At 69.7% G+C, this 20,427-nt stretch carries 22 protein-coding genes and 2 pseudogenes; 15 read left to right on the top strand and 9 right to left on the bottom strand.

Annotated features, from left to right (window positions below):
• Positions 1–208: 208 nt before the first annotated feature.
• Together ACIGWZ_RS20265 and ACIGWZ_RS20270 are read left to right on the top strand one after the other, a co-directional pair.
• Positions 209–1,204 (top strand): acyl-CoA desaturase, encoded by a 996-nt coding sequence (locus ACIGWZ_RS20265; RefSeq protein ID WP_400066518.1) that lies wholly within the window; start codon positions 209–211, stop codon positions 1,202–1,204.
• A gap of 22 nt (positions 1,205–1,226) precedes the next feature.
• Entirely contained in the window at positions 1,227–1,913 is a 687-nt protein-coding gene (locus tag ACIGWZ_RS20270; protein ID WP_400066520.1) for a TetR family transcriptional regulator, read from the top strand.
• Between the two features lie 54 nt (positions 1,914–1,967).
• On the opposite strand, the gene ACIGWZ_RS20275 is transcribed toward ACIGWZ_RS20270, so the two are convergent.
• Positions 1,968–2,330, bottom strand: a complete 363-nt coding sequence (locus tag ACIGWZ_RS20275; protein ID WP_400066521.1) for a VOC family protein — start codon at positions 2,328–2,330, stop codon at positions 1,968–1,970.
• 20 nt (positions 2,331–2,350) lie between these two features.
• Positions 2,351–3,172, bottom strand: coding sequence for a trans-aconitate 2-methyltransferase (locus ACIGWZ_RS20280; RefSeq protein WP_400066523.1), 822 nt, complete (start codon positions 3,170–3,172; stop codon positions 2,351–2,353).
• Positions 3,173–3,338: 166 nt separating this feature from the next.
• Here ACIGWZ_RS20280 and ACIGWZ_RS20285 point away from each other — a divergent pair, with 166 nt between their 5' ends.
• From ACIGWZ_RS20285 to ACIGWZ_RS20295, 3 genes are all read left to right on the top strand, one after another.
• Positions 3,339–3,836 carry a MarR family transcriptional regulator gene (locus ACIGWZ_RS20285; RefSeq protein ID WP_362705066.1) on the top strand — a complete coding sequence of 166 codons (498 nt, stop codon included), beginning with the start codon at positions 3,339–3,341 and terminating at the stop codon, positions 3,834–3,836.
• Between the two features lie 126 nt (positions 3,837–3,962).
• Positions 3,963–4,769: an SDR family NAD(P)-dependent oxidoreductase gene (locus ACIGWZ_RS20290; RefSeq protein WP_400066524.1), complete on the top strand. Its 807-nt coding sequence runs from the start codon at positions 3,963–3,965 to the stop codon at positions 4,767–4,769.
• A 41-nt stretch (positions 4,770–4,810) separates the two neighbouring features.
• The gene (locus tag ACIGWZ_RS20295) at positions 4,811–6,838 is read left to right on the top strand and encodes a beta-galactosidase (RefSeq protein WP_400067233.1); all 2,028 of its coding nucleotides are present in this window, start codon (positions 4,811–4,813) and stop codon (positions 6,836–6,838) included.
• On the opposite strand, the gene ACIGWZ_RS20300 is transcribed toward ACIGWZ_RS20295, so the two are convergent.
• The 4 genes from ACIGWZ_RS20300 to galT all read right to left on the bottom strand — a co-directional run bounded on the left by ACIGWZ_RS20300 (position 6,835) and on the right by galT (position 11,144).
• The gene (locus ACIGWZ_RS20300; protein ID WP_400066526.1) at positions 6,835–7,620 is read right to left on the bottom strand and encodes a response regulator transcription factor; all 786 of its coding nucleotides are present in this window, start codon (positions 7,618–7,620) and stop codon (positions 6,835–6,837) included. The two genes, ACIGWZ_RS20295 and ACIGWZ_RS20300, sit on opposite strands and share 4 nt — an antisense overlap.
• Before the next feature lie 304 nt (positions 7,621–7,924).
• Entirely contained in the window at positions 7,925–9,097 is a 1,173-nt protein-coding gene (gene galK / locus ACIGWZ_RS20305; protein ID WP_400066527.1) for a galactokinase, read from the bottom strand.
• Positions 9,097–10,086: a UDP-glucose 4-epimerase GalE gene (gene galE / locus ACIGWZ_RS20310; protein ID WP_400067235.1), complete on the bottom strand. Its 990-nt coding sequence runs from the start codon at positions 10,084–10,086 to the stop codon at positions 9,097–9,099. The genes galK and galE overlap by 1 nt, the downstream gene beginning before the upstream one ends.
• Before the next feature lie 8 nt (positions 10,087–10,094).
• The gene (galT, locus tag ACIGWZ_RS20315; RefSeq protein WP_400066529.1) at positions 10,095–11,144 is read right to left on the bottom strand and encodes a galactose-1-phosphate uridylyltransferase; all 1,050 of its coding nucleotides are present in this window, start codon (positions 11,142–11,144) and stop codon (positions 10,095–10,097) included.
• Positions 11,145–11,379: 235 nt separating this feature from the next.
• Here galT and ACIGWZ_RS20320 point away from each other — a divergent pair, with 235 nt between their 5' ends.
• Together ACIGWZ_RS20320 and ACIGWZ_RS20325 are read left to right on the top strand one after the other, a co-directional pair.
• Positions 11,380–13,050: a sodium:solute symporter family protein gene (locus tag ACIGWZ_RS20320; protein WP_400066531.1), complete on the top strand. Its 1,671-nt coding sequence runs from the start codon at positions 11,380–11,382 to the stop codon at positions 13,048–13,050.
• 18 nt (positions 13,051–13,068) lie between these two features.
• Complete coding sequence (locus ACIGWZ_RS20325; protein WP_400066533.1) at positions 13,069–13,371, top strand: hypothetical protein; 303 nt, start codon at positions 13,069–13,071, stop codon at positions 13,369–13,371.
• Between the two features lie 100 nt (positions 13,372–13,471).
• Here ACIGWZ_RS20325 and ACIGWZ_RS20330 read toward each other — a convergent pair.
• Positions 13,472–13,786: pseudogene (locus ACIGWZ_RS20330) on the bottom strand (protein-L-isoaspartate(D-aspartate) O-methyltransferase); the annotation flags it as partial.
• Positions 13,787–13,855: 69 nt separating this feature from the next.
• Here ACIGWZ_RS20330 and ACIGWZ_RS20335 point away from each other — a divergent pair.
• The 7 genes and pseudogenes from ACIGWZ_RS20335 (at position 13,856) to ACIGWZ_RS20365 (ending at position 17,023) form a co-directional block, all read left to right on the top strand.
• Positions 13,856–14,398 (top strand): GntR family transcriptional regulator, encoded by a 543-nt coding sequence (locus ACIGWZ_RS20335; protein ID WP_400066534.1) that lies wholly within the window; start codon positions 13,856–13,858, stop codon positions 14,396–14,398.
• A 6-nt stretch (positions 14,399–14,404) separates the two neighbouring features.
• Positions 14,405–14,692 (top strand): annotated as a pseudogene (locus ACIGWZ_RS20340) (UTRA domain-containing protein); the annotation flags it as partial.
• A 44-nt stretch (positions 14,693–14,736) separates the two neighbouring features.
• Complete coding sequence (locus ACIGWZ_RS20345) at positions 14,737–14,916, top strand: DUF397 domain-containing protein (protein WP_400066536.1); 180 nt, start codon at positions 14,737–14,739, stop codon at positions 14,914–14,916.
• A gap of 109 nt (positions 14,917–15,025) precedes the next feature.
• On the top strand, positions 15,026–15,253 hold the full coding sequence (locus ACIGWZ_RS20350) for a hypothetical protein (protein ID WP_400066538.1): 228 nt from the start codon (positions 15,026–15,028) through the stop codon (positions 15,251–15,253).
• Positions 15,231–15,758, top strand: coding sequence for a DUF6879 family protein (locus tag ACIGWZ_RS20355; RefSeq protein WP_400066540.1), 528 nt, complete (start codon positions 15,231–15,233; stop codon positions 15,756–15,758). The genes ACIGWZ_RS20350 and ACIGWZ_RS20355 overlap by 23 nt, the downstream gene beginning before the upstream one ends.
• A 24-nt stretch (positions 15,759–15,782) precedes the next feature.
• Positions 15,783–16,637, top strand: a complete 855-nt coding sequence (locus ACIGWZ_RS20360; protein ID WP_400066541.1) for a helix-turn-helix domain-containing protein — start codon at positions 15,783–15,785, stop codon at positions 16,635–16,637.
• 188 nt (positions 16,638–16,825) lie between these two features.
• Positions 16,826–17,023: a hypothetical protein gene (locus ACIGWZ_RS20365; protein WP_400066543.1), complete on the top strand. Its 198-nt coding sequence runs from the start codon at positions 16,826–16,828 to the stop codon at positions 17,021–17,023.
• Positions 17,024–17,267: 244 nt separating this feature from the next.
• Here ACIGWZ_RS20365 and ACIGWZ_RS20370 read toward each other — a convergent pair whose 3' ends face one another.
• The gene (locus ACIGWZ_RS20370) at positions 17,268–18,455 is read right to left on the bottom strand and encodes an MFS transporter (protein ID WP_400066545.1); all 1,188 of its coding nucleotides are present in this window, start codon (positions 18,453–18,455) and stop codon (positions 17,268–17,270) included.
• Positions 18,456–18,612: 157 nt separating this feature from the next.
• Positions 18,613–19,209, bottom strand: a complete 597-nt coding sequence (locus ACIGWZ_RS20375; protein ID WP_400066547.1) for a TetR/AcrR family transcriptional regulator — start codon at positions 19,207–19,209, stop codon at positions 18,613–18,615.
• A gap of 337 nt (positions 19,210–19,546) precedes the next feature.
• Between ACIGWZ_RS20375 and ACIGWZ_RS20380 the strand changes: the two genes are divergently transcribed.
• Positions 19,547–20,119, top strand: coding sequence for an RNA polymerase sigma factor (locus ACIGWZ_RS20380; RefSeq protein WP_400066548.1), 573 nt, complete (start codon positions 19,547–19,549; stop codon positions 20,117–20,119).
• The last annotated feature ends 308 nt before the right edge of the window (positions 20,120–20,427 follow it).

Consider the following 20,427-nt stretch of genomic DNA (forward strand, 5'->3'; position numbering starts at 1 on the left):
ATCGGCGGATCACACCGTCCGATTGCTGGGCAGCGTATGCGGTGAGTGGGGGTGTGGGCCCTGTCACGGCCTTGCCGGGGACGGCGTCACTGCCATACTTACGAGCCCGTAGGTTACGGTCCCGTAGCCGTTACGGCGCTCCACTCCGGGAGTGATCTTGCTCCCCGAGTCACCGAGACCCCCGAGACCCCCGCCCGAGGGACATCACATGACCGCTGGTCCAGAAGCCGTCGAAGAGTCACCGATTTCCACCGATTCGCCGCTGCCGTCGGCGACGCTGGGCGGCGACAGCAAGCGTTCGCTCGAGCAGATCACGCTGCTGCTCTTCATCGCCGTTCCGTTCGTGGCGCTGCTGGCCGCGGTGCCGCTGGCGTGGGGCTGGGGGGTGAGCTGGCTGGATCTCGGCCTGATGACGGCGATGTACTACATCGGCTGCCATGGCATCACGATCGGCTTCCACCGTTACTTCACCCATGGCGCCTTCAAGGCGAAGCGTCCGCTGCGCATCGCCTTGGCGATCATGGGTTCGCTGGCCGTGGAGGGCCCGCTGGTCCGGTGGGTCGCCGATCACCGCAAGCACCACAAGTTCTCCGACGCCGAGGGTGACCCGCACTCGCCGTGGCGTTACGGCGAAACCGTCCCCGCCCTGCTGAAGGGCCTGTGGTGGGCGCACGTCGGCTGGATGTTCGACGAGGAGCAGACGCCGCAGCACAAGTACGCCCCCGACCTGATCAAAGACCCCGCGATCCGCACGATCTCCCGCCAGTTCGTTCTCTGGACGACGGTGTCGCTTCTCCTCCCGCCGCTGGTCGGCGGGCTGGTCACCTGGTCCTGGCAGGGCGCCCTCACGGCGCTCTTCTGGGGCTCGCTCGTCCGCGTGGCGCTGCTGCACCACGTCACGTGGTCGATCAACTCCATCTGCCATGCGGTCGGCAAGCGCCCGTTCAAGTCCCGGGACCGCTCCGGCAACGTGTGGTGGCTGGCGGTGCTGTCCTGCGGCGAGTCCTGGCACAACCTCCACCACGCGGACCCGACCAGCGCCCGCCACGGTGTGCTGAAGGGGCAGCTGGACTCCAGCGCCCGTCTCATCCGCTGGTTCGAGAAGGCGGGCTGGGCGTACGACGTCCGCTGGCCGAACGCTTCCCGGATCGACGCCCGGCGCTCGGAACAGGCGGGCCGCCATGGGGGTACCTCCCAGCGGTAGCCGGGGGAGGCATGATTGACGGGTGGCGATCGACGGCAGCAGCGTGAGCAACGGCAAGGGCAAGACTCCCTCCGGTACAGGTACCCGGCGGACCCGCAGGGTCCGCATGACCGGCGCCGAGCGCCGTGAGCAGCTGCTGGACATCGGTCGCACGCTCTTCGCCGAGCGCGGCTTCGAGGGCACCTCCGTCGAGGAGATCGCGGCGAAGGCGGGCGTGTCCAAGCCGGTCGTCTACGAGCACTTCGGCGGCAAGGAGGGGCTGTACGCGGTGGTCGTGGACCGCGAGATGCGCCAGCTGCTCGACATGGTGACCGGCGCACTGACCGCCGGCCATCCCCGCGAACTCCTCGAACAGGCCGCGTTCGCCCTCCTCGACTACATCGAGACGTACACGGACGGCTTCCGCATCCTCGTCCGCGATTCCCCCGTCGCCCAGTCCACCGGCACCTTCGCGTCCCTGATCAGCGATATCGCCACCCAGGTGGAAGACATCCTCGGCCTGGAGTTCAAGGCCCGCGGCTTCGACCCCAAGCTGGCTCCCCTCTACGCGCAGGCCCTGGTCGGCATGGTGGCGCTGACCGGCCAGTGGTGGCTGAACGTCCGCAAGCCGAAGAAGGCCGAGGTCGCGGCCCACCTGGTGAATCTGGCGTGGCACGGCCTGGACGGCCTGGAGGCGAAGCCTCGGCTGATAGGGCACCGCAAGTACTGAGTGCGTTCGGTGCGTTCGGTGCGTTCGCTGCGCCGGAGGTGCGCGGACACCGCGTCAGCCCACCGCCTCCAGGAACTCCAGCCGGTTGCCCGCCGGATCGGTCGAGTAGAAGCGTCGGTGGCCCGGCAGGTCGTCGTCCCAGGTGACGGGGGCGCCGGCCGCGGTGAGGCGGGCGGCGAAGGCGTCGATGCGGGTGACCCGGATGCCGGGGTGGGACTTCTTCGAGGGCTGGTGGTCGGGGTCGATGCCCAGGTGGAGGCGGGCCGTGCCGGCCTCGAACCACCATCCGCCACGAGTGGCGAGCGACGGGGGTTTGGGGGCCTCCGCCATGCCGAGGGTGCCGACGTAGTACGCGCGCAGGGCGTCCTCGGTGCCGGGGAGTGCGGCGAGCTGGATGTGGTCGAGGCCGGTGATCACGGCGGGTCGTCTCCGGAGGCTCAGTGCGGTGGCTTGTGGGCGACGGCGAAGATGCGGCGGAACGGGAAGACCGTGCCGTGGGGGCCGGTGGGGTAGGCCTGGCGGAGGAGGTCGCGGAATTCGGCGAGGAAGGCGTCGCGGGCGGCGGGGTCGTCCTCGAGGGCCGTCAGGACGGGGCGCAGGGCGGTGCCCTTGACCCAGTCCAGGACGGGGTCGTCGCCCTGGAGGAGCTGGACGTAGGTGGTTTCCCAGACGTCTGCGGTGCAGCCGAGGTCGGTGAGGCGGCCGAGGTATCCCGCCGGTTCGAGGATGTGGATGAAGCGGCGGCCGTGGGTGGTGAGGCGGTCGCGCCATGGGGGGGCGTCGCACAGCTCGCCCAGGAGGGCGTGGCTGGGTGAGGTGAAGTTGCCGGGGACCTGGAAGGCGAGGGTGCCGCCGGGGGCGAGGGCGTCGATCCAGCGGGGGAAGGACTCGGGGTGATTGGGGACCCATTGGAGTGCCGCGTTGGAGACGATCAGGTCGTACTGCTCGTCGGGGGTCCAGTCGGCGGCGTCGGCGGGGGCGAAGTCGAGGAGGCCGCCGCCGGGCGTGGGGCCGGCGTAGGTCTTGGCTTCGCTCAGCATCTCGGGGGAGTTGTCGAAGCCGGTGATGTGGGCGTCGGGCCAGCGGTCGGCCAGCTGGACGGTGACGTTCCCGGGACCGCATCCGAGGTCGGCGATGCGCGTGGGGCCCGCGTGCCGGGGCAGTTCGGGTATGCGGTTGAGCAGGTCGTGGAACGGGCGGGTGCGGTGCCCGGAGTGGTGGAGATACTGCTGCGGATCCCAGGTTGGTGCGTCGTGCATGTTCGAAACCCCTTCGCTGGTACAGGGCTGACTCTGAAGCTCACGAACGGTTGGTTTTGGCCAACACTGGTGAAGCGAGCTTCCCGCCGACGATGCCCAATAGTCCACCCAAATATATCTTGACGTCAAGAGACTTCATGTCGAGGGACCCTTTACACTGATCGTCATGGAGGACGAGGTCGACCGACTGGTCGCAGCATGGCGCCGCGAGCGCCCGGACCTCGACGTGGAACCGCTGGAGGTCCTCAGTCGGGTGTCCAGGCTGGCCAGACACCTCGACCGGGCCCGCCGGATCGCCTTCTCCGAGGTGGGGCTGGAGCCCTGGGAGTTCGATGTACTGACCGCCCTGCGGCGGGCCGGTGCGCCCTATCAGCTCTCGCCCGGCGCCCTGCTGACGCAGACGCTGGTCACCTCCGGCACGATGACCAACCGCATCGACCGGCTCGCCAAGAAAGACCTCGTCGAGCGGCTGCCCGACCCCAGCGACCGGCGCGGAGTCCTGGTCAGGCTGACCGCCGAGGGCCGCGACAAGGCCGATCAGTCGCTCGCCGGGCTGCTGGCCCAGGAGCGCGCCATCCTCGCCGAGCTCTCCCGCCAGCAGCGCCATGAATTGGCCGGTCTGCTGCGCAGGTTGACGGGGCCTTTCGACAATATTCCGGGCTGACGGAACCCGGCGGGGACAAACCCACGGTCCCCGCGCAGGGCAGGCGCCCTCTCCGGGGTGACGGGCGCGCCCCCACTCGTACGACGTCCCCTTGCCCGCCGCTCCCCCGTCGGCTTGGATCGCGCCATGAGCCAGCAGCGCGCACCGCACCCGGCGAACGGCGGCCACGGCGGCCCGTACGGCAGGCGGTTCGCGGGCCGTACGGTCCTGGTGACCGGCGCCGCGGCCGGGATCGGGGCGGCGACCGCCGACCGGCTGGCGGCCGAAGGGGCCGCCGTACTGCTGCTGGACATCGACGACGCGCGCGGCGAGCACACCGCGCGGCGCATCCGGACAGCCGGCGGCCAGGCCTCGTACGAGCACTGCGATGTGGCGGAGGAGGACGACTGGCGGCGGGCGGTGGAGGCGGCGCGGCAGCGTTACGGGCCGGTCGACGGGCTGGTCAGCAACGCCTTCCTGCCCTATATGGCGGCCGCCGACCGCACCCCGCTCGCCGACTGGGAGCGGCAGCTGGCGGTCAACCTCACGGGTTCCTTCCTCGGCGTGCGCGCCGCGCTGGACGATCTGCACCGGCGGCACGGAGCGGTGGTGCTGACCTCGTCCGTCCACGCGCTGGTCGGGCTGCCGGGGCGCCCCGCATACGCCGCGTCCAAGGCCGGGCTGACCGGGCTCGGGCGGCAGCTGGCCGTGGAGTACGGGCCCGAGGTGCGGGTCAACAGCGTGCTGCCGGGGCCGGTGCTGACCGCCGCGTGGGACGGGATCGGCGAGGAGGAGCGGCGGGCCAGCGCCGCGGAGACGGCGGCGCGGCGGCTGGGGCGGCCCGAAGAGGTCGCGGCGGCCATCGCGTTCCTGCTCTCCCCGGAGGCATCCTTCGTCACCGGGGCGAGCCTCGTCGTCGACGGCGGCTGGAGCGTGTACAAGAACTCAAGTTGAAGCGGGACAGCGAGGATCTGAACTTCGACCCTGGGGGTCCGATGGGCGGCATTCACTTCGGCGGCGACTACAACCCCGAGCAGTGGCCCGAGGAGGTGTGGGCCGAGGACCTGAAGCTGATGAAGGCGGCCCATGTCACCATGGTCACCGCCGGGATCTTCTCCTGGGCCAAGGTCGAACCCCGGTCCGGGCAATGGGACTTCGGCTGGTTCGACAGGGTGATGGACGGCCTCGCGAGCGCGGAGATCGCGGTGTGCCTGGCGACGATGACCGCCTCTCCCCCGCCCTGGCTCTCCCGCGCGCACCCGGAGATCCTGCCCGAGGGCCCCGACGGGCAGCGCCGCTGGCCCGGCGGCCGGCAGCACTACTGCCCCTCCAGCCCCGTCTACCGCGCGCACGCCGTACGCCTCGTCGAGCAGCTCGCCGCCCGCTACGCCGGCCACCCGGCGCTGGCCATGTGGCATGTGGGCAACGAGTACGGGTGCCACACCCGGCAGTGCTTCTGCGAGGTGTCGGCCGAGCACTTCCGGGGCTGGCTGAGGGAGCGGTACGAGAGCGTCGAGGCGCTGAACGATGCCTGGTCGACGGCGTTCTGGTCGCAGGCGTACGGGGATTTCGACGAGGTGCTGCCGCCGCGCACCGCGCCCACCTTCCCCAACCCCGCCCAGCAGCTGGACTATCTGCGGTTCGGCGATGCGGCGCTGCGGGAGTGCTATCTGGCCGAGAAGGAGGTGCTGGCGCGCCTCACGCCCGGCGTGCCGGTGACCACGAATCTGATGCCGCAGCACAAGCCCGTCGACGCGTTCGCCTGGTCCGCGCACATGGATGCGATGGCGCTGGACTTCTATCAGGATCCGTATGCGGCCGATGACCACATCCGGGCGGGGTACGTCTTCGACCTGATGCGCTCCGCCCGGTCCGGGCAGCCGTGGCTGCTGCTGGAGCAGGCGCCCGGCGCGGTCAACTGGCGGCCCCGCAACGGCCCCAAGCCGCCGGGCGCGATGCGGCTGTGGAGCTGGCAGGCGGTCGCGCAGGGTGCGGATGCGGTGCTGTTCTTCCAGTGGCGGCAGTCGCTGGGCGGGGCGGAGAAGTTCCACTCGGCGATGCTGCCGCACGGCGGGACGGACACCCGCGTCTTCCGCGAAGTGCAGGGGCTGGGGCGGGAGTTCGCATCGCTTCCGGAGATCGCGGGCATGCGGTCGACGGCCGAGGTGGCGCTGCTGGCGGACTGGCACAGCTGGTGGGCGCTGGAGGTCGACTCCAAGCCGTCCACCGCGCTCGACCACTCCCGGATCGCGCTGGAGCACTACCGGCCGTTCTTCGAGGCGGGGGTGGCGTGCGATGTGGTGCCGCCGCAGCGCGAGCTGTCCGGCTACCGGCTGGTGGTCGTCCCCAATCTGTATCTGCTGACGGAGCGGGACGCCGAGCGGCTGGCCGCCTATGTACGGGGCGGCGGGCATCTGGTGGTGTCGTTCTTCTCCGGGATCGTCGACGAGCACGACCGGGTGCATCCCGGGGGCTATCCGGCGCCGCTGCGGGAGCTGCTGGGGCTGCGGGTGGAGGAGTTCTGGCCGCTGGACGCGGGCCGTACGGTGCCGGTCGGCGGCGGGCGCCATACGGGGTCGGCGGACCTGTGGTCGGAGACCATCGACCTCGAAGGGGCGGAGGCGCTCGCGTACTTCACGGACGGGGAGCTGGCCGGGCGGCCCGCGGTGACCCGGCATGTGTACGGGCGGGGCACGGCCTGGTACCTCGGTACGCGCCTCGCGCCGGGGCTGCTGCGGGCCCTGCTGGACGACGTCCGGGAGGCGGCCGGGGTCGCGCCCGTACTGCCGGGGCTGCCGGCCGGTGTGCAGGCGACGGTCCGCGTGGATCCGGAGGGGCGGTACGGGCGGTTCACGTTCCTGCTCAATCACCGGGCCGAGGCCGTCGAGGTCGCGCTGCCCGCGCCGATGACGGATGTGCTGGCGGCGGTGGGCACGGCATCGGGGGCCGCCCCGCCGCCCGCGGACCGGATCACGCTGCCGGGGCGGGGCGTGGCCGTACTGACCGAACCCGGGGCGCCCTAACCGGCGCCCACCGGGGCGGCGGCCGCTGCCGGCGCCGCCCCGACCTCCGCCGGGCCCACTCCGGCCCGGCGGGCCAGCGCCACCGCCGCGAGGGTGGAGTGCACCCCGAGCTTGCCCAGGACGTTCTGCATATGCGTACGGACGGTGTGCGGGGAGAGGAACAGCCGCTCGGCGACCGCCTTGCGGCCCAGGCCCGCGACCATGCAGCGCAGCACCTCGCGCTCGCGCGGCGTCAGCGACTCCACCAGCCGCTCGCTCTCGCTGCGGTGCTTGCGGGCCGCCGTCAGCTCGCGCAGGACGCCGGTCAGCAGGGCGGGCGGCAGATGCGTTTCATCGCGCAGTACGCCGCGGATGACGGCGAGCAGCCGGGAGAGCGAGCAGTCCTTGGCGACCCAGCCCGAGGCGCCGGCCTGGAGGGCGGCGGCCGCGCGGCGCGGGTCGTCGCGCTCGGCGAGGACGACCGTCCGCAGATACGGGTGGCTGTTGCGCAGGCCGGAGACGAGCGCGATACCGGCCGAGGCCGCGGCGCGCGGCGCGCCCTGCTGAGCGGCGGACGGCTGCGGCGGCACCGCTGCCAGCGGCGCGACGGCGGCCAGTTCGGCGTCGGCGAGCAGCACGTCGAAGCGGCGGCCCTCGGCGGCCGCCCGTTCCAGATTGCGCAGGGCCGCCGGCGCGCTGCCCGCCGCCGCCACGTCCACGTCCTGTTCCGCCGCGAGCGCGGCCGCCAGGGATTCGGCGAAGATGCGGTGGTCGTCGACCACCAGAACCCGGATGCGTTGCACGGAGACCCCCTGTCTCGGTGAACGGACCATAGCGGGCACGACGCCCGGATTGAAGATCGCCTCGGCCGCACGGCCGCCGCCGTCCCGCCATGACTACCCCACCCCGGGCGCCGTACCCGACGGTCTCGCCCCCTGATCCGCACCGGCCCCCACCGGTGCTGATCTCAGAGTACGGACAGGACGCGGCCAGGGAAGCCGAATGGCCGAACTGGTCCGTACCGCCGGGCGTTTTTGCGACGGTCCGGTGGAAGATGTGCGGCGGCCTCGTGGCCGTTTTGCCATGGCCGCCGGTGGGCCGCCCCCGTTACACCAGGCGACGGGCGCCCGCGCTGGGCACCGCGGTGAAGACGCGCGGGGGTACGAATCCGGCCGCCTCAAATGCGTCGGTGACGGCGGTGGTGACCGCCTTCTCGTCGCCTTCCTCGACGAGGACGACGGCCGAGCCGCCGAAGCCGCCGCCGGTCATCCGGGCCCCGACCGCGCCCGCCGCGACCGCCGTGTCGACCGCGAGGTCCAGCTCGGCGCAGGAGATCCTGAAGTCGTCGCGGAGCGAGGCGTGTCCGGCGGTCAGCAGCGGGCCGATCGCGCGGGTCTCGCCGGCGTCGAGGCGGGCGATGACCTCTTCGACGCGGTGGTTCTCGGTGACGATGTGGCGTACGAGGCCCCGGACGACGGGGTCGTCGGCGAGCCTGTCCAACGCCTCGGGCAGATGCGCGTACGGCACATCGCGCAGGGCGCGCACACCGAGCGCCCGCGCGCCACGCTCGCAGCCGGCGCGCCGCGCCGCGTATGCGCCGTCTCCCAGTTCGTGTTTGACGCAGGTGTCCACGACGAGGAGCCGGAGCCCTTCCCCCGCCAAATCGAACGGTACTTGACGCCGGGTGAGGTCCCGGGTGTCCAGGAACAGGGCGTGGCCGTCGGTGCAGCAGGCGGCGGCGGTCTGGTCCATGATCCCGCAGGGCACGCCGACGAAGGCGTTCTCGGCGCGCTGGGCGAGCCGGGCCAGACGCTGGAGGTCGAGGCCCAGGCCGTAGAGGTCGTTGAGGGCGAGGGCGGTGACGACCTCCAGGGCGGCGGAGGAGGACAGGCCCGCGCCGGTGGGCACAGTGCTCTCGTAGTGCAGATCGGCGCCGCCCACCGGCAGCCCGGCCTCCCGCATCGCCCAGAGGATGCCCGCCGGGTACGCGGCCCAGCCGGCGGTCGCCACGGGGCCCGGCCGCAGGTCGTCGATGACCAGCTCGACGACGCCTCCGTCGGCGCCGCCGGAGTGCAGGCGCAGTACGCCGTCCGGGCGGGCCGAGGCGGCGGCGACGGTGGTGTGCGGGAGGGCCAGCGGCATCACGAAGCCGTCGTTGTAGTCGGTGTGTTCACCGATCAGGTTGACCCGGCCGGGGGCGGCCCAGACGCCGGCCGGGGCGGCGCCGTACACGGCGTGGAATGCCTCGGCCGTCCGGGTCGCGGCTTCGTGATCACTCATCAGGACTCCTTCGTCCTCTCCGGCTGCCGGGCGTCGAGCTGCTGGGCGAACTGCCAGGCGTCGGCGACGATGCCGGCGAGGTCGGCACGGCGGGGGCGCCAGCCGAGCCGGTCGACGGCGGTCCGGGCGGACGCCACCAGGACGGCGGGGTCGCCGCCGCGGCGGGGGGCGATGACCTCGGGGATCGGGTGCCCGGTGACCTTGCGGACGGTCTCGACGACCTCGCGGACGGAGAAGCCGTTGCCGTTGCCGAGGTTGCAGATCAGGTGCTCGCCGGCGGTGGCCGCATCGAGGGCGAGGAGGTGGGCGTCGGCGAGGTCGGCGACGTGGATGTAGTCGCGGATGCAGGTGCCGTCGGGGGTGGGGTAGTCGTCGCCGAAGACGGAGATCGCCTCGCGCTTGCCCTGGGCGACCTGGAGGACCAGCGGGATCAGGTGCGATTCGGGCTGGTGGCGCTCGCCGCAGCTGCCGTAGGCGCCGGCGACGTTGAAGTAGCGCAGCGAGACGGCGGCCAGGCCGTGGGCGGCGGCCTCGCCGCTGATCATGTGGTCGACGGCGAGCTTGCTGGCGCCGTAGGGGTTGGTCGGGGCGGTCGGGGCGGACTCCACGATCGGGATCTGCTCGGGCTCGCCGTAGGTCGCCGCGGTGGACGAGAAGACGAGCTTGCGGACGCCCGCCGTGCGCATGGCGGCCAGCAGCTCCATGGTGCCGCCGACGTTGTTGTCCCAGTACTTCTCGGGCTTGACGACGGACTCGCCGACCTGCGAGAACGCGGCGAAGTGCAGCACGGCGTCGTACGAGGCGTCGAGCCATTTGGCGGCGTCGCGGATGTCGCCCTCGATGAATTCGGCGCCCGCGGGGACGCCGGCCCGGAAGCCGGTGGAGAGGTTGTCGAGGACCGTCACGGCATGGCCGGCCTCCAGCAGGTGCTGGGCCACCACGCTTCCGACGTATCCGGCTCCACCCGTCACCAGGTACTTGGACGACACAGGCTTGCTCATGGCTTGCTCGCTACCTCTCGCAGTCGCTCGGCCGCGGCCTCCGGCGGCACATCGTTGATGAACACGTTCATGCCGGATTCGGAACCCGCGAGGAACTTCAGCTTGCCGGAAGTCCGGCGAATGGTGAAAAGCTCGAGGTGAAGTGCGAATTCCGCGCGGTCCGGGGCGTGCAGCGGCGCCTGGTGCCAGGCGGCGATGTACGGCGTCGGGGGCGCGTCCGGCCCGAAGATCCGGTCGAACCGCCGCAAGACTTCCAGGTAGAGCTGTGGGAACTCTGTGCGGGCCGCCTCGTCGAGGGCGAGCAGGTCGGGGACGCGGCGCTTGGGGTAGAGGTGCACCTCGTAGGGCCAGTGGGCGGCGTACGGGACGAAGGCCAGCCAGTGCTCGCCCTCGAGGACGATGCGGCTTCCGTCGGCGCGCTCGTCGGCCACGACGGCGTCGAAGAGGTTGCCGCCGCCGGTGGCCTCGCGGTGGGCGGCGAGGGAGCGCAGCATCCGCTCGGTGCGGGGGGTGACGAAGGGGTAGGCGTAGATCTGGCCGTGCGGGTGGGCGAGGGTGACGCCGATCTCGGCGCCGCGGTTCTCGAAGCAGAACACCTGCTGCACGCCGGGGAGTTGGGACAGCTCGGCGGTGCGGTCGGTCCAGGCTTCGAGGACCAGGGCGGCCTGTTCTTCGGTGAGGTCGGCGAAGGAGGCGTCGTGGTCGGGGGTGAAGCAGACGACCTCGCAGCGGCCGCTGTCCCCGGCGAGGGAGGGGAAGCGGTTCTCGAAGACGGCGACGTCGTAGTCGGCTTCGGGGATCTCGGAGTGCCGGCCCTCGCGGGAGGGGCACAGCGGGCACTCGTCGGCCGGGGGGTGGTAGGTGCGGCCCTGGCGGTGCGAGGCGATGGCGACGCGGTCGCCGAGGAGGCGGTCGTGGCGGATTTCGGAGGCGGTGGAGACCGGGTCGAGGGGGCGGCGGTCGTCCGCGTCGCGTACGGCGTCGTCGCGTGCGTCGTAGTAGATCAACTCCCGGCCGTCCGCGAGCCGGGTCGTCGTCTTCTTCACCGGGAGCTCCTCACCGCATCACCGCGTCGACCAAACACAAACAAACACAATGAAGCACAACTAAACAGCGACGTCAACGCCGGGATTGCCGGGACCGGCCACATGCCCATACCGGGCGAAAGCGTCCAGCTCGATCACGATCCAACAAATAAAATCAACAAAAGTGTTCAGTTTCTGAAAGCTCGCGCGTAGCTTTCTGTGCGTTCAGATCGCTCCCGAAGAAGCGAGTGCCCCCATGACCACCCTGGCCGAAGGCCTCCGGCTCCCCACCAACGGGCTCGACTACACGCTCCTGGCCCTCTACTTCATCGTCGTCCTCGGCATCGGATTCGCGGCCCGGCGCAGCGTGAAGACGAGCCTGGACTTCTTTCTCTCCGGCCGGTCGCTGCCCGCCTGGGTGACCGGTCTCGCGTTCGTCGCCGCCAACCTCGGCGCCACCGAGATCCTCGGAATGGCCGCCACCGGCGCCCAGTACGGCGTCGCGGTGGTGCACTGGTACTGGATCGGCGCCATCCCGGCCATGGTCTTCCTGGGCCTGGTCATGATGCCGTTCTACTACCGCTCCAAGGTCCGCTCGGTCCCCGAATTCCTGCTCCAGCGGTTCGACAGGTCCGCGCATCTCCTCAGCTCGGTGCTGTTCGCCTTCGCCGCGATACTCATCGCGGGCGTGAACCTCTACGCCCTGTCGATCGTCGTCGAGGCGCTGCTGGGCTGGCCGCAGTGGGTGGCGATCGTCGTCGCGGGCCTGTTCGTCCTCGCGTACATCACCATCGGCGGACTGTCCTCGGCGATCTACAACGAAGTGCTCCAGTTCTTCGTCATCCTCGCCGCGCTGATACCCCTCTGCGTCATAGGCCTCAAGCGCGTCGGCGGCTGGGGCGGCCTGAGCGACTCCCTGGAGTCCTCGCACGGCCACAACTTCCTCACCGCCTGGGGCGGTACGGGCATCGGTGACCCCAACCCGCTCGGCGCGAACTGGCTGACGATCATCCTCGGCCTGGGCTTCGTACTCTCCTTCGGCTACTGGACGACGAACTTCGCCGAGGTCCAGCGCGCCCTGTCCGCGAAGAACCTCTCCGCCGCCCAGCGCACCCCGCTGATCGGCGCCTTCCCGAAGATGTTCATCGTCTTCCTGGTGATGATCCCGGGCCTGGTCGCCGCCGTCCTCGTCCCGAAGATCGGCACGGCCGGCTCGGATCTGACGTACAACGACGCGATCCCGTACCTGATGCAGGAACTGCTGCCCAACGGCGTCCTCGGCATCGCGGTGACCGGTCTGCTCGCCGCCTTCATGGCGGGCATGGCCGCCAACGTCTCGTCCTTCAACACCGTCTTCACGTACGACATCTGGGCCAAGTACGTGAAGACCGGCAAGCCCGACGGCTACTACCTGAAGTTCGGCCGCCTCATCACCGCGATCGGCGTGCTCGCCTCGATCGGCACGGCCTTCATCGCCTCCTCCTTCTCGAACATCATGAGCTACCTCCAGACCCTGTTCTCCTTCTTCAACGTCCCGATGTTCGTGGTCTTCATCATCGGCATGTTCTGGAAGCGCGCCTCCATGAAGTCCGGCGTATGGGGCCTGGTCGCCGGCACCACGGCCGCGATGGTCAACTACTTCTGGATCTACAAGCAGGGCATCATCTCCATCCCCACCGACCAGGGCGCCAACTTCGTCTCCGCGATCGTCGGCTTCGTCGCCGGTGCCGTGGTCATGGTCGTGGTCACGCTCTTCACCACCCCCAAGCCGGAGGCCGAGCTGGCGGGCCTGGTGTACGGCACGACGGCGCCCGGCCTGCCGGAGCCGCCCGCGAAGGGCGACGACGCCTGGTACCGCAAGCCGGCGCTCCTCGGCTGGGGCGCGATCGTCCTCGCTGCCGCCTGCTACCTGCCCTACTCCCTCTGATCGGAGGCCCGAACTCCCATGTCCGACCTGCAGAAAGAAGTCTCCGAGCTGGAGCGCACGTCCGCGACCGCGGCCCGGCTCTTCGACATCCGGCGCATCATCGGCGGCCTGTTCGTCGTCTACGGCGTGATCGTCACCATCGCCGGCATCACCGCCTCCGATGCCGACCTGAAGAAGGCCGAGGGCATCAACATCAACCTGTGGACGGGGCTCGGCATGCTCGTCCTGGGACTGTTCTTCCTGGGCTGGATGAAGCTGCGGCCGGCGGTGCCGCCTACGGAGGAGGAGATCGAGGCGGCCGACGGGCCCTCGGCGCACTGAACCGAGGGTCACGGTGCACGACCCGAGTCGGCGGTACGCCGCGCGCCCTCGCCGCTGTCCCGGAGCCGGAAGTGCCTCCGGGGCAGCGCGGCTGTCTCCAGAGCGACCAGGCGTCCTGTGGATCGTCCCACCACACCCGCTGGCCGTCCTCGTCCACGGTCAGGCCGAAGCGCGTGAAGCCCGGACGCCCGTGTGCCGCCCACCATCGGCAGGCGGTCTCCGCCTCGTCCCAGAGACGGCGGGGGCCCGACTGCCATACGCGCGCCGTGTCGTCGTCGCGGAACATCACGCACGCCCACGAGCGGTCGGTCAGGCCGTAGAACCAGACGGGCCGCGCCCCGTCGCGCTTGTCGCCGACGGCGTGCCGGCAGTCGCGGACCCGGAGCCCCACGGCGAACCGTCCCGCACCGAACCTGGTTGCCGCCAGGTAGTCGCTTACCGTGCACGCGAAGGGTTGGGATCACCTACCGCGCAGGAGGACGCCGTGAGCACCGGCGAGTGGGTCAGTACCTCGATGCCGTATCTGACGCCCCGTGAGAAGGGGCAGCCCGACGCCTGGGGCGCGGAGGCTGCCGCCCGTGGTCGCCGGGGCAGGCAACGCATCGTCCATGCCGGGGAGATCGCGGCACCGGCCGAGATCGCGGAATGCCTGGGGATCACCGAGGGCGAGGACGTCGTCGTACGACGCCGTGTGATGTATCTCGACGACGTGCCCTGCGAGTTGACCGATACCTCTTACCCCGTCCACATCGCACGAGGAACCCGTCTGGCCGGGACGGCAAAGATTCCCGGCGGTGCGGTCTCGCTCCTCGCCGAGCTCGGGCACACAGGCGTCCGGGTGCGGGAGGACGTGATCGCCCGGATGCCCGGCGACGAGGAGCGTGATGCCCTGCGGACCGGCGCGGGCGAGCCGGTGCTCCAGCTGACACGGGTCACGCTGGACGGTCACGACCGACCGATCCAAGTCGACAGGACGGCCGTGCCCGGACACCTTCAGCGGCTGCGCTACGAGATCAGGATCGGATGACCGTGCCCACTGGACATCACCCGCGGCACCGCGATGACGGAACGCCGCAGAATCAAGGGCGGCACACCGACCCTCCTGGCCGAACTGGGATACCCACCCAGACTCAGCGTCGACCGGCTCTCGGCCCGCGTACCCACTCAAGAGCAGTACGAGGCCCTGCACCTCTCCAGCAACCTGCCCGTCCTTCGGACCCTGCGCGTCGTCTACAGCAACCATGAACGGCCCATTGAGGCCACCGTCATGGTCAAGGCCGGCCACCTCTATGAGCTCCAATACGAGTTCACACCGGAGTGAAGCCACGGCCGTGGCAGGACTGGCAGCGTGGTGTGCTCGCCCACATGGCGGGGGCGACTGCGCCTGCACGTAGTGCCGTACGGCGTGGGGGCGCAGTCGCTCATGGCCACGCTGGTGTGCCCGTAAGCGACAGCAAGCGCCCGACCGGCCCGGCGCTGGTCTTCTCTGCCGGAAGCTGGTCATCGTTCGTCTCCGCCGTCAAGCGTGGGGACTTCCCCGCTTGAGCCGACCGGAGCGCGAGCACGTGCAAGTTCGTGCAAGTCCGGTGCGCCGCAGGGGAAGTAGGGAGCAGGCTCGTACACACAGATCCTCTCCCACGAGCGAGGTGGTCACATGGCACTGCACATGCTCGGTAAAGACCCTGAGTCACCTGAGGGTAAATCGCCGACTGTGTACTACGACGACCAGACCGACAACTATCTGGTCCAAGGGTGGAAAGTCGCGGATGCCGAGCGGCTGTCACAGCTCGACCTCCCGTCCCACGAGACGGTTGTCGAGATCCCCAAGCGCATGATGCAGTTCTTCCCGGAGGTGAACGGTGGCCGAGGAACCGACGTTTGAGGAGCTGTTCCGGCAGGCCAAGCGCTCTGCCGTGCATCTGGAGATGCGGGACGGCTATATGCGGTCCGATCCGCATTTCGTCTCGTGGCTGCGGGATCCTCAAAGCATTGCGGCCGAGCGCGATCCGCACTCGCGGCCGTGGCTTGCGCTGATGAAGGAGATCACCGGTCGGGGTGTTGAGGTTCGACGCGCCCGGATCTTCTCGGAGCCGATGAGTGACTACCTCCGCTACGAGCATCACCTCACGCCCAGCAATGTGGCGGCCGGCGAACAGGTTCGCTGGTTGCCTCGTCGCAAGGCATCCGATCTTGCGCTCCCAGGAAATGACTTCTGGCTGTTCGATGACAGCCTCGTCGTATTCCTGCACTTCACCGGCGAGGGCGAATTGTCTCCCGAGGGTGATGAGGAGCGCACGGCCGATCCCTCTGTGGTGCGTCTTTGCTCGACGGCCTTCGAAGCCGTCTGGGAACGCGCAGTCCCGCACAAGGGATACCGGCCGGCCTGATCCACGAGCAAGGCCGAACCTCCCGTGACTCCGTCGTCGTCATCATCCAGTGTTCAGCAGGCCAGGGAAGCACTCGGAAAACGCCTCCGAGAGATCCGCAAGGAGTCTGGTCTGACAGCTCGCGCCGTGGCGGCGGCGGCCGGGTGGCACGAATCAAAGAGTTCTCGGCTCGAAAGCGGCAAAACCCCTCCCTCAGACGCGGATATTCGGGCCTGGACGTGTATCTGCAATGCAGAGGATCAAACCGCTGACCTCATTGCCACGGCCCGCGGCATCGACGGTATGTACATCGAGTGGCGCCGTCTGGAAAGTACGGGCCTGAAGCGCGTCCAAGAGTCGGTGCTGCCGTTGTTCGAGCGCACCCACCGGTTCCGCTTCTACCAGTCGTGGGTCATCCCCGGACTGCTCCAGACCCAGGACTACACGCGAGCCGTCCTCAACACGGTCGTCTCACTCAGGCACACCCCGGACGACACCGAAGACGCCGTCGCCGCACGCATGGACCGCCAGCGTGTGCTGCATATAGGGGGACGCCGATTCGCCTTCCTGATGGAGGAATGGGTCCTTCGGACGATCATCGGTGACCATGCAACGATGGTGCGCCAGCTCGGACATCTGATCGGCATGACCGCCATACCCGCCGTGAGTCTTGGTGTCCTTCCCATGGGAACTGTGCGGGGCAATGCGTGGCCTACCGAATCCTTCGCCATCTACGACGAGGCACAGGTATCGGTTGAGCTGGTGTCCGCGAATCTCACCGTGAAGCAGCCGCGTGAGATCGCCGAGTACGCCAAGACCTTCTCCGCACTGGCAGGAATCGCCGTCTACGGAGCCCCCGCCCGGAAGGTAATTGCGTCGGCAATCGACACCCTCGGGTGAAGCCGTGCAAGTCCGTAGAAGTTCATTGCAGGCCGACTTGAACAATCCATAACTTCGTCACACGGTCCTGGGCGGGCGAGCTCAATCTCTCCCGCGAACCCGCCTCTTCCGTACGTTCGCCAAGCTCCATTCCCGCTCCTTCGCCGTCCCGAATTCCCGGACTGGCAGCCTCAGAAAGGAGAGCATCCATGAGCTTTGCACACCCTGAGCTCGTCGACCGCTACGAGACGCGGGTTCCGGACGCCACAGGTTGGCGCGGGGTCCCGTTCCGTCATCCGGAAGACGTGCCCGCGGCAATGGCCGACGGCGGGAAACACGACGGGGGCCCGATGCCGCCCGAGGCTCCGCGTGACCCGGAGCCGCAGGGCGGAGAGGGCGGCACGTAGCCGGTCATCCTGAACCCCCGATCCGTGAGCGACGCGTAGCCCCGTCCGTGCGCCTCCTTTGGCGTGTGGGCGGGGCCTCGCGCTGTTCGGGGGTGGGTGGGCTGTCGAGCGCACCATGAGCCGGCTGGACGGCTTCCGTCGGCTGCATCGCCGTTACGGGCGCAAGGCCGAGCGCTTCCTTGCGTTCACCGGTATTGCCGTAGCCGTCATCTGCTACCGCCGCCTTGCCGAGTGACGCACTCGCTCACACTCGTTCTGCCTGTTCGGCAGGAGAGGGGGAGGCAAGGCGCGTTGCGGGGGTGGAAGGGCGGGCGAGGTCGGGCAGCACGGTGACCAGGCCTGCCACGGCCATGATCGCGCCGAGCCAGAGCGGGGCGCGCAGGCCCCAGGTGCCGATCGCGGCTGCGCCGATGGAGGAGCCGAGGATGATGCCGAGGGTGATGAAGGAGGAGTGGACGGTGTTGACCAGCGGACCGGCGTTCCCGGTGCGCTGGACGCGGGTTGCCATGGCCGGGTTCATGGTGACGCCGGCCAGGCCGATGCCCATCATGCAGATGAGGGCCGGTGCGGGCAGGTCGGCGAGCAGTGCGAAACCGGTCAGGAACACGGTGTTGAGGACGAGGCCGACGGTGAGGACGGGGACGGTGTGGCGGTCGGCGAAGCGGCCGACGATGGTGTTGCCGACGACGGTGGCGGCACCGTAGGCGATCAGCAGGAGGGGGACGGTGCCGGTGGAGAAGCCGGTGACGTCGGTGAGGATCGGGTTGAAGTAGCTGAAGGCCGAGAAGGTCGCGCCGATGATGAACGTGCTGGTGGACAGCACCATCCACAGCTTGGGCTTCCGGAAGACGCCGATCTCCTGGCGGAAGCCGCCGCCCTCGGCACGCTCGATGCGGGGCACGCCGAACAGCGTGGCGACGGCTGCGATCATGGTGATTGCGGTGATGGTCCAGAACGCCGCACGCCAGCCGAAGTGCTCACCGACCAGGGTGGAGATGGGCAGGCCGAGCAGGGTGCCGAGCATCAGTCCGTTCATCGCGACCGCGATCGCCCGGCCTCGGTTCTCGGGGCGGGTGAGCTGGGCGCACATCGAGATGCCCACGCCGAAGAAGGCCTGGGAGGCGATGCCGGTGATGATCCGCGCGGTCATCATCGTGGCGTAGCCGGTCGCGGTGGCCGCCAGGACGTTGCCCGCCAGGAAGACGACGAACAGCACCATCAGTGCCGTCCGCGGCGGGAGTTTCATGACGGCCACGGTGAGGAACGGCCCGCCGGCCGCCATGGCCACCGCGAACGCGGTGATGAGGTATCCGATCTGCGGAATGGTGGCGTTCAGGCCGTCAGCCATCTGCGGCATCAGTCCGGCGACCACGAACTCGCTGGTCACCATGGCAAAGATGCCGAGTGCCAGGACGTATACGGCGCGAGGCACGTTCGGTCTCCTTAGCGGGTCGACGCCGACCGGCGCGGGGCCGGGTGGCGTGGCGATGAAAGGTTATGGATTGATCAGTTCAAAACGTGGGCATGGGCAGGCTCCGCCCGGGCGGAGTGCGGGTCAGTGCGTCGGCGCGGGCCAGTGCGTCAGTGCGTCAGTGCGTCAGTGCGTCGAGGGTGACTTCGGCGATCGACTCCAGCGCGGTCCGGTCGGCGCCACCCTGGCTCGAGATGCGCATGCCGCCGATCGCAGCGTTGATGAAGCGGGCCAGCGCTCCGGCGTCCCGTCGGGAGGTGATGCTGCCGTCCCGGCGGCCCTCTTCGAGCACGGCACGCAGCACCGCGAGCCTGCGGGCCGTGTCGCGCTCCAGCATTTCCGCCGCCAGGCCGTCGCGAGCGGCCAGTTCGACCGTGGTGTTCACGGTCAGGCAGCCCAGGCTTCGGCCGCCGGCCCTGTGCTCGGTCTCGCCGTCGACGACCATGGCGAACAGGGCGCGGATGCGGTCGGCGGCACTGTGCCTCGCATCCTCCAGGACGGCCAACTGGGCGGTGGTCATGGTGTCGATGTAGTGGGCCAGGGCACGCTCGAACAGGTCGCGCTTGCTCTTGAACGTGTTGTAGATGCTGCTGCGCCCCAGTCCGGTGGCTTCACACAGGTCCTGGGTGGAAGTGGCCTCGTAGCCCTTCTCCCAGAACGTGCGCATCGCCGCGTCCAGGGCCCGCTCCTCGTCGAACATCCTCGGTCGGGCCATGGCGTCAGCTTAACCATTTTGGATCGACCATTTCAATATACGCACGCCTCGCGCACGCGACGCCCGCGTAGCCCCCATCGCCACATGCAACGACTCCTCAACCCGACGGGGGCCGCTGCCGTGTCGGCACCGCACCGTGTCGGGTGGGTGGCCCGAAGGTCGCCGATCCCCCTGGCCTCGACGTGAATCCTTTTGCGCGGCCCGCGTCTCTTATGCCTGTACCGGCAAACGTCGGGCCAGGACCTGGAGGTTGTCATGATGGTGGGCATCGGTATCGCGGTCGGCTTGGTGCTGCTCTGCACGTGCATGTTCGTCATGAAGCGCAGGCGAGGCGAGCGTGGCTGACTCGGCCTGGCCCAGCGAGCAGCTGATCGTCGCCGCGCAGCGCGGTGACGTCGATTCGATCGCCGCGTTGGTGTCGGGCTCGCACCCCACCGTGCGGCGCTTCGCCCACTCTCTCTGCGCGACCCCGGAGGACGCCGAGGACGCGGCGCAGGAGGCCCTGATCATCCTGTACCGCAAGATCGGGATGCTGCGGGCCTCCGGCGCACTGGCGTCGTGGATGTTCCGCATCGTCCGCAACGAGTGCCTGCGGCGCGCGCGGACGATGATGCGGGACCGCCTCCCGTTGCCGGACACCGCCGTGGACTCGGCCGAGGACGAGGCGCTGCGGCGGCTGGACGCGAGTCTGGTGGCGGCGGCGGTCGCTGCTTTGCCGCCCGACCAGCGCCGGGTGCTGATCATGCGCGACATCCAGGGCCACAGCGGACGGCAGGTCGCCGACGCGCTGGGCCTCAGTACGGCGGCGATGAAATCCCGTCTGCACCGAGCCCGCGCGGCGGTTCAGCACACGCTCCGTGCCTCGCCCGACTCGGCTCTTGGAGGAAACGATGACCGGAACGAAGGCTGACGGTGCCGACTTCGCAAGCGCCTCACTGCCCCGGCATCTGGTGCGCGGTGCGGTGGGATTCGGGGCGTTGGTGGGCTCGGTCGCGCTCCTGCCGGTCGTCGGACCGGTCAGCCTGGTGCTTCTGCCGGCCGGCCTGTTCGCGTTGCGCGGGTGCCCGATGTGCTGGGCGGTCGGGCTGATGCAGACCCTTTCCCGAGGCCGCTTGCAGCGCTCCTGCGAGGACGGTCGGTGCCAACTGACCATGGCAGGCGCCGGAGATGGCGCGGGTGCGGGTGGACAGCGTCAGCGAGGGTTTCCGTCTTGAGGAC

This window comes from Streptomyces sp. NPDC053427 (genome assembly GCF_044544985.1).
GTDB lineage: Bacteria > Actinomycetota > Actinomycetes > Streptomycetales > Streptomycetaceae > Streptomyces.

Excerpts from the sequence above, each read along its gene's own strand:
- ACIGWZ_RS20290 (WP_400066524.1), top strand. The coding sequence starts at position 3,963 with ATGAGCCAGCAGCGCGCACCGCACCCGGCGAACGGCGGCCACGGCGGC.
- ACIGWZ_RS20295 (WP_400067233.1), top strand. The coding sequence starts at position 4,811 with ATGGGCGGCATTCACTTCGGCGGCGACTACAACCCCGAGCAGTGGCCC.
- ACIGWZ_RS20285 (WP_362705066.1), top strand. The coding sequence starts at position 3,339 with ATGGAGGACGAGGTCGACCGACTGGTCGCAGCATGGCGCCGCGAGCGC.
- ACIGWZ_RS20280 (WP_400066523.1), bottom strand. The coding sequence starts at position 3,172 with ATGCACGACGCACCAACCTGGGATCCGCAGCAGTATCTCCACCACTCC.
- galK (WP_400066527.1), bottom strand. The coding sequence starts at position 9,097 with ATGAGTGATCACGAAGCCGCGACCCGGACGGCCGAGGCATTCCACGCC.
- ACIGWZ_RS20265 (WP_400066518.1), top strand. The coding sequence starts at position 209 with ATGACCGCTGGTCCAGAAGCCGTCGAAGAGTCACCGATTTCCACCGAT.
- ACIGWZ_RS20365 (WP_400066543.1), top strand. The coding sequence starts at position 16,826 with ATGAGCTTTGCACACCCTGAGCTCGTCGACCGCTACGAGACGCGGGTT.
- ACIGWZ_RS20325 (WP_400066533.1), top strand. The coding sequence starts at position 13,069 with ATGTCCGACCTGCAGAAAGAAGTCTCCGAGCTGGAGCGCACGTCCGCG.
- ACIGWZ_RS20350 (WP_400066538.1), top strand. The coding sequence starts at position 15,026 with ATGGCACTGCACATGCTCGGTAAAGACCCTGAGTCACCTGAGGGTAAA.
- ACIGWZ_RS20320 (WP_400066531.1), top strand. The coding sequence starts at position 11,380 with ATGACCACCCTGGCCGAAGGCCTCCGGCTCCCCACCAACGGGCTCGAC.
- ACIGWZ_RS20375 (WP_400066547.1), bottom strand. The coding sequence starts at position 19,209 with ATGGCCCGACCGAGGATGTTCGACGAGGAGCGGGCCCTGGACGCGGCG.
- ACIGWZ_RS20345 (WP_400066536.1), top strand. The coding sequence starts at position 14,737 with ATGGCGGGGGCGACTGCGCCTGCACGTAGTGCCGTACGGCGTGGGGGC.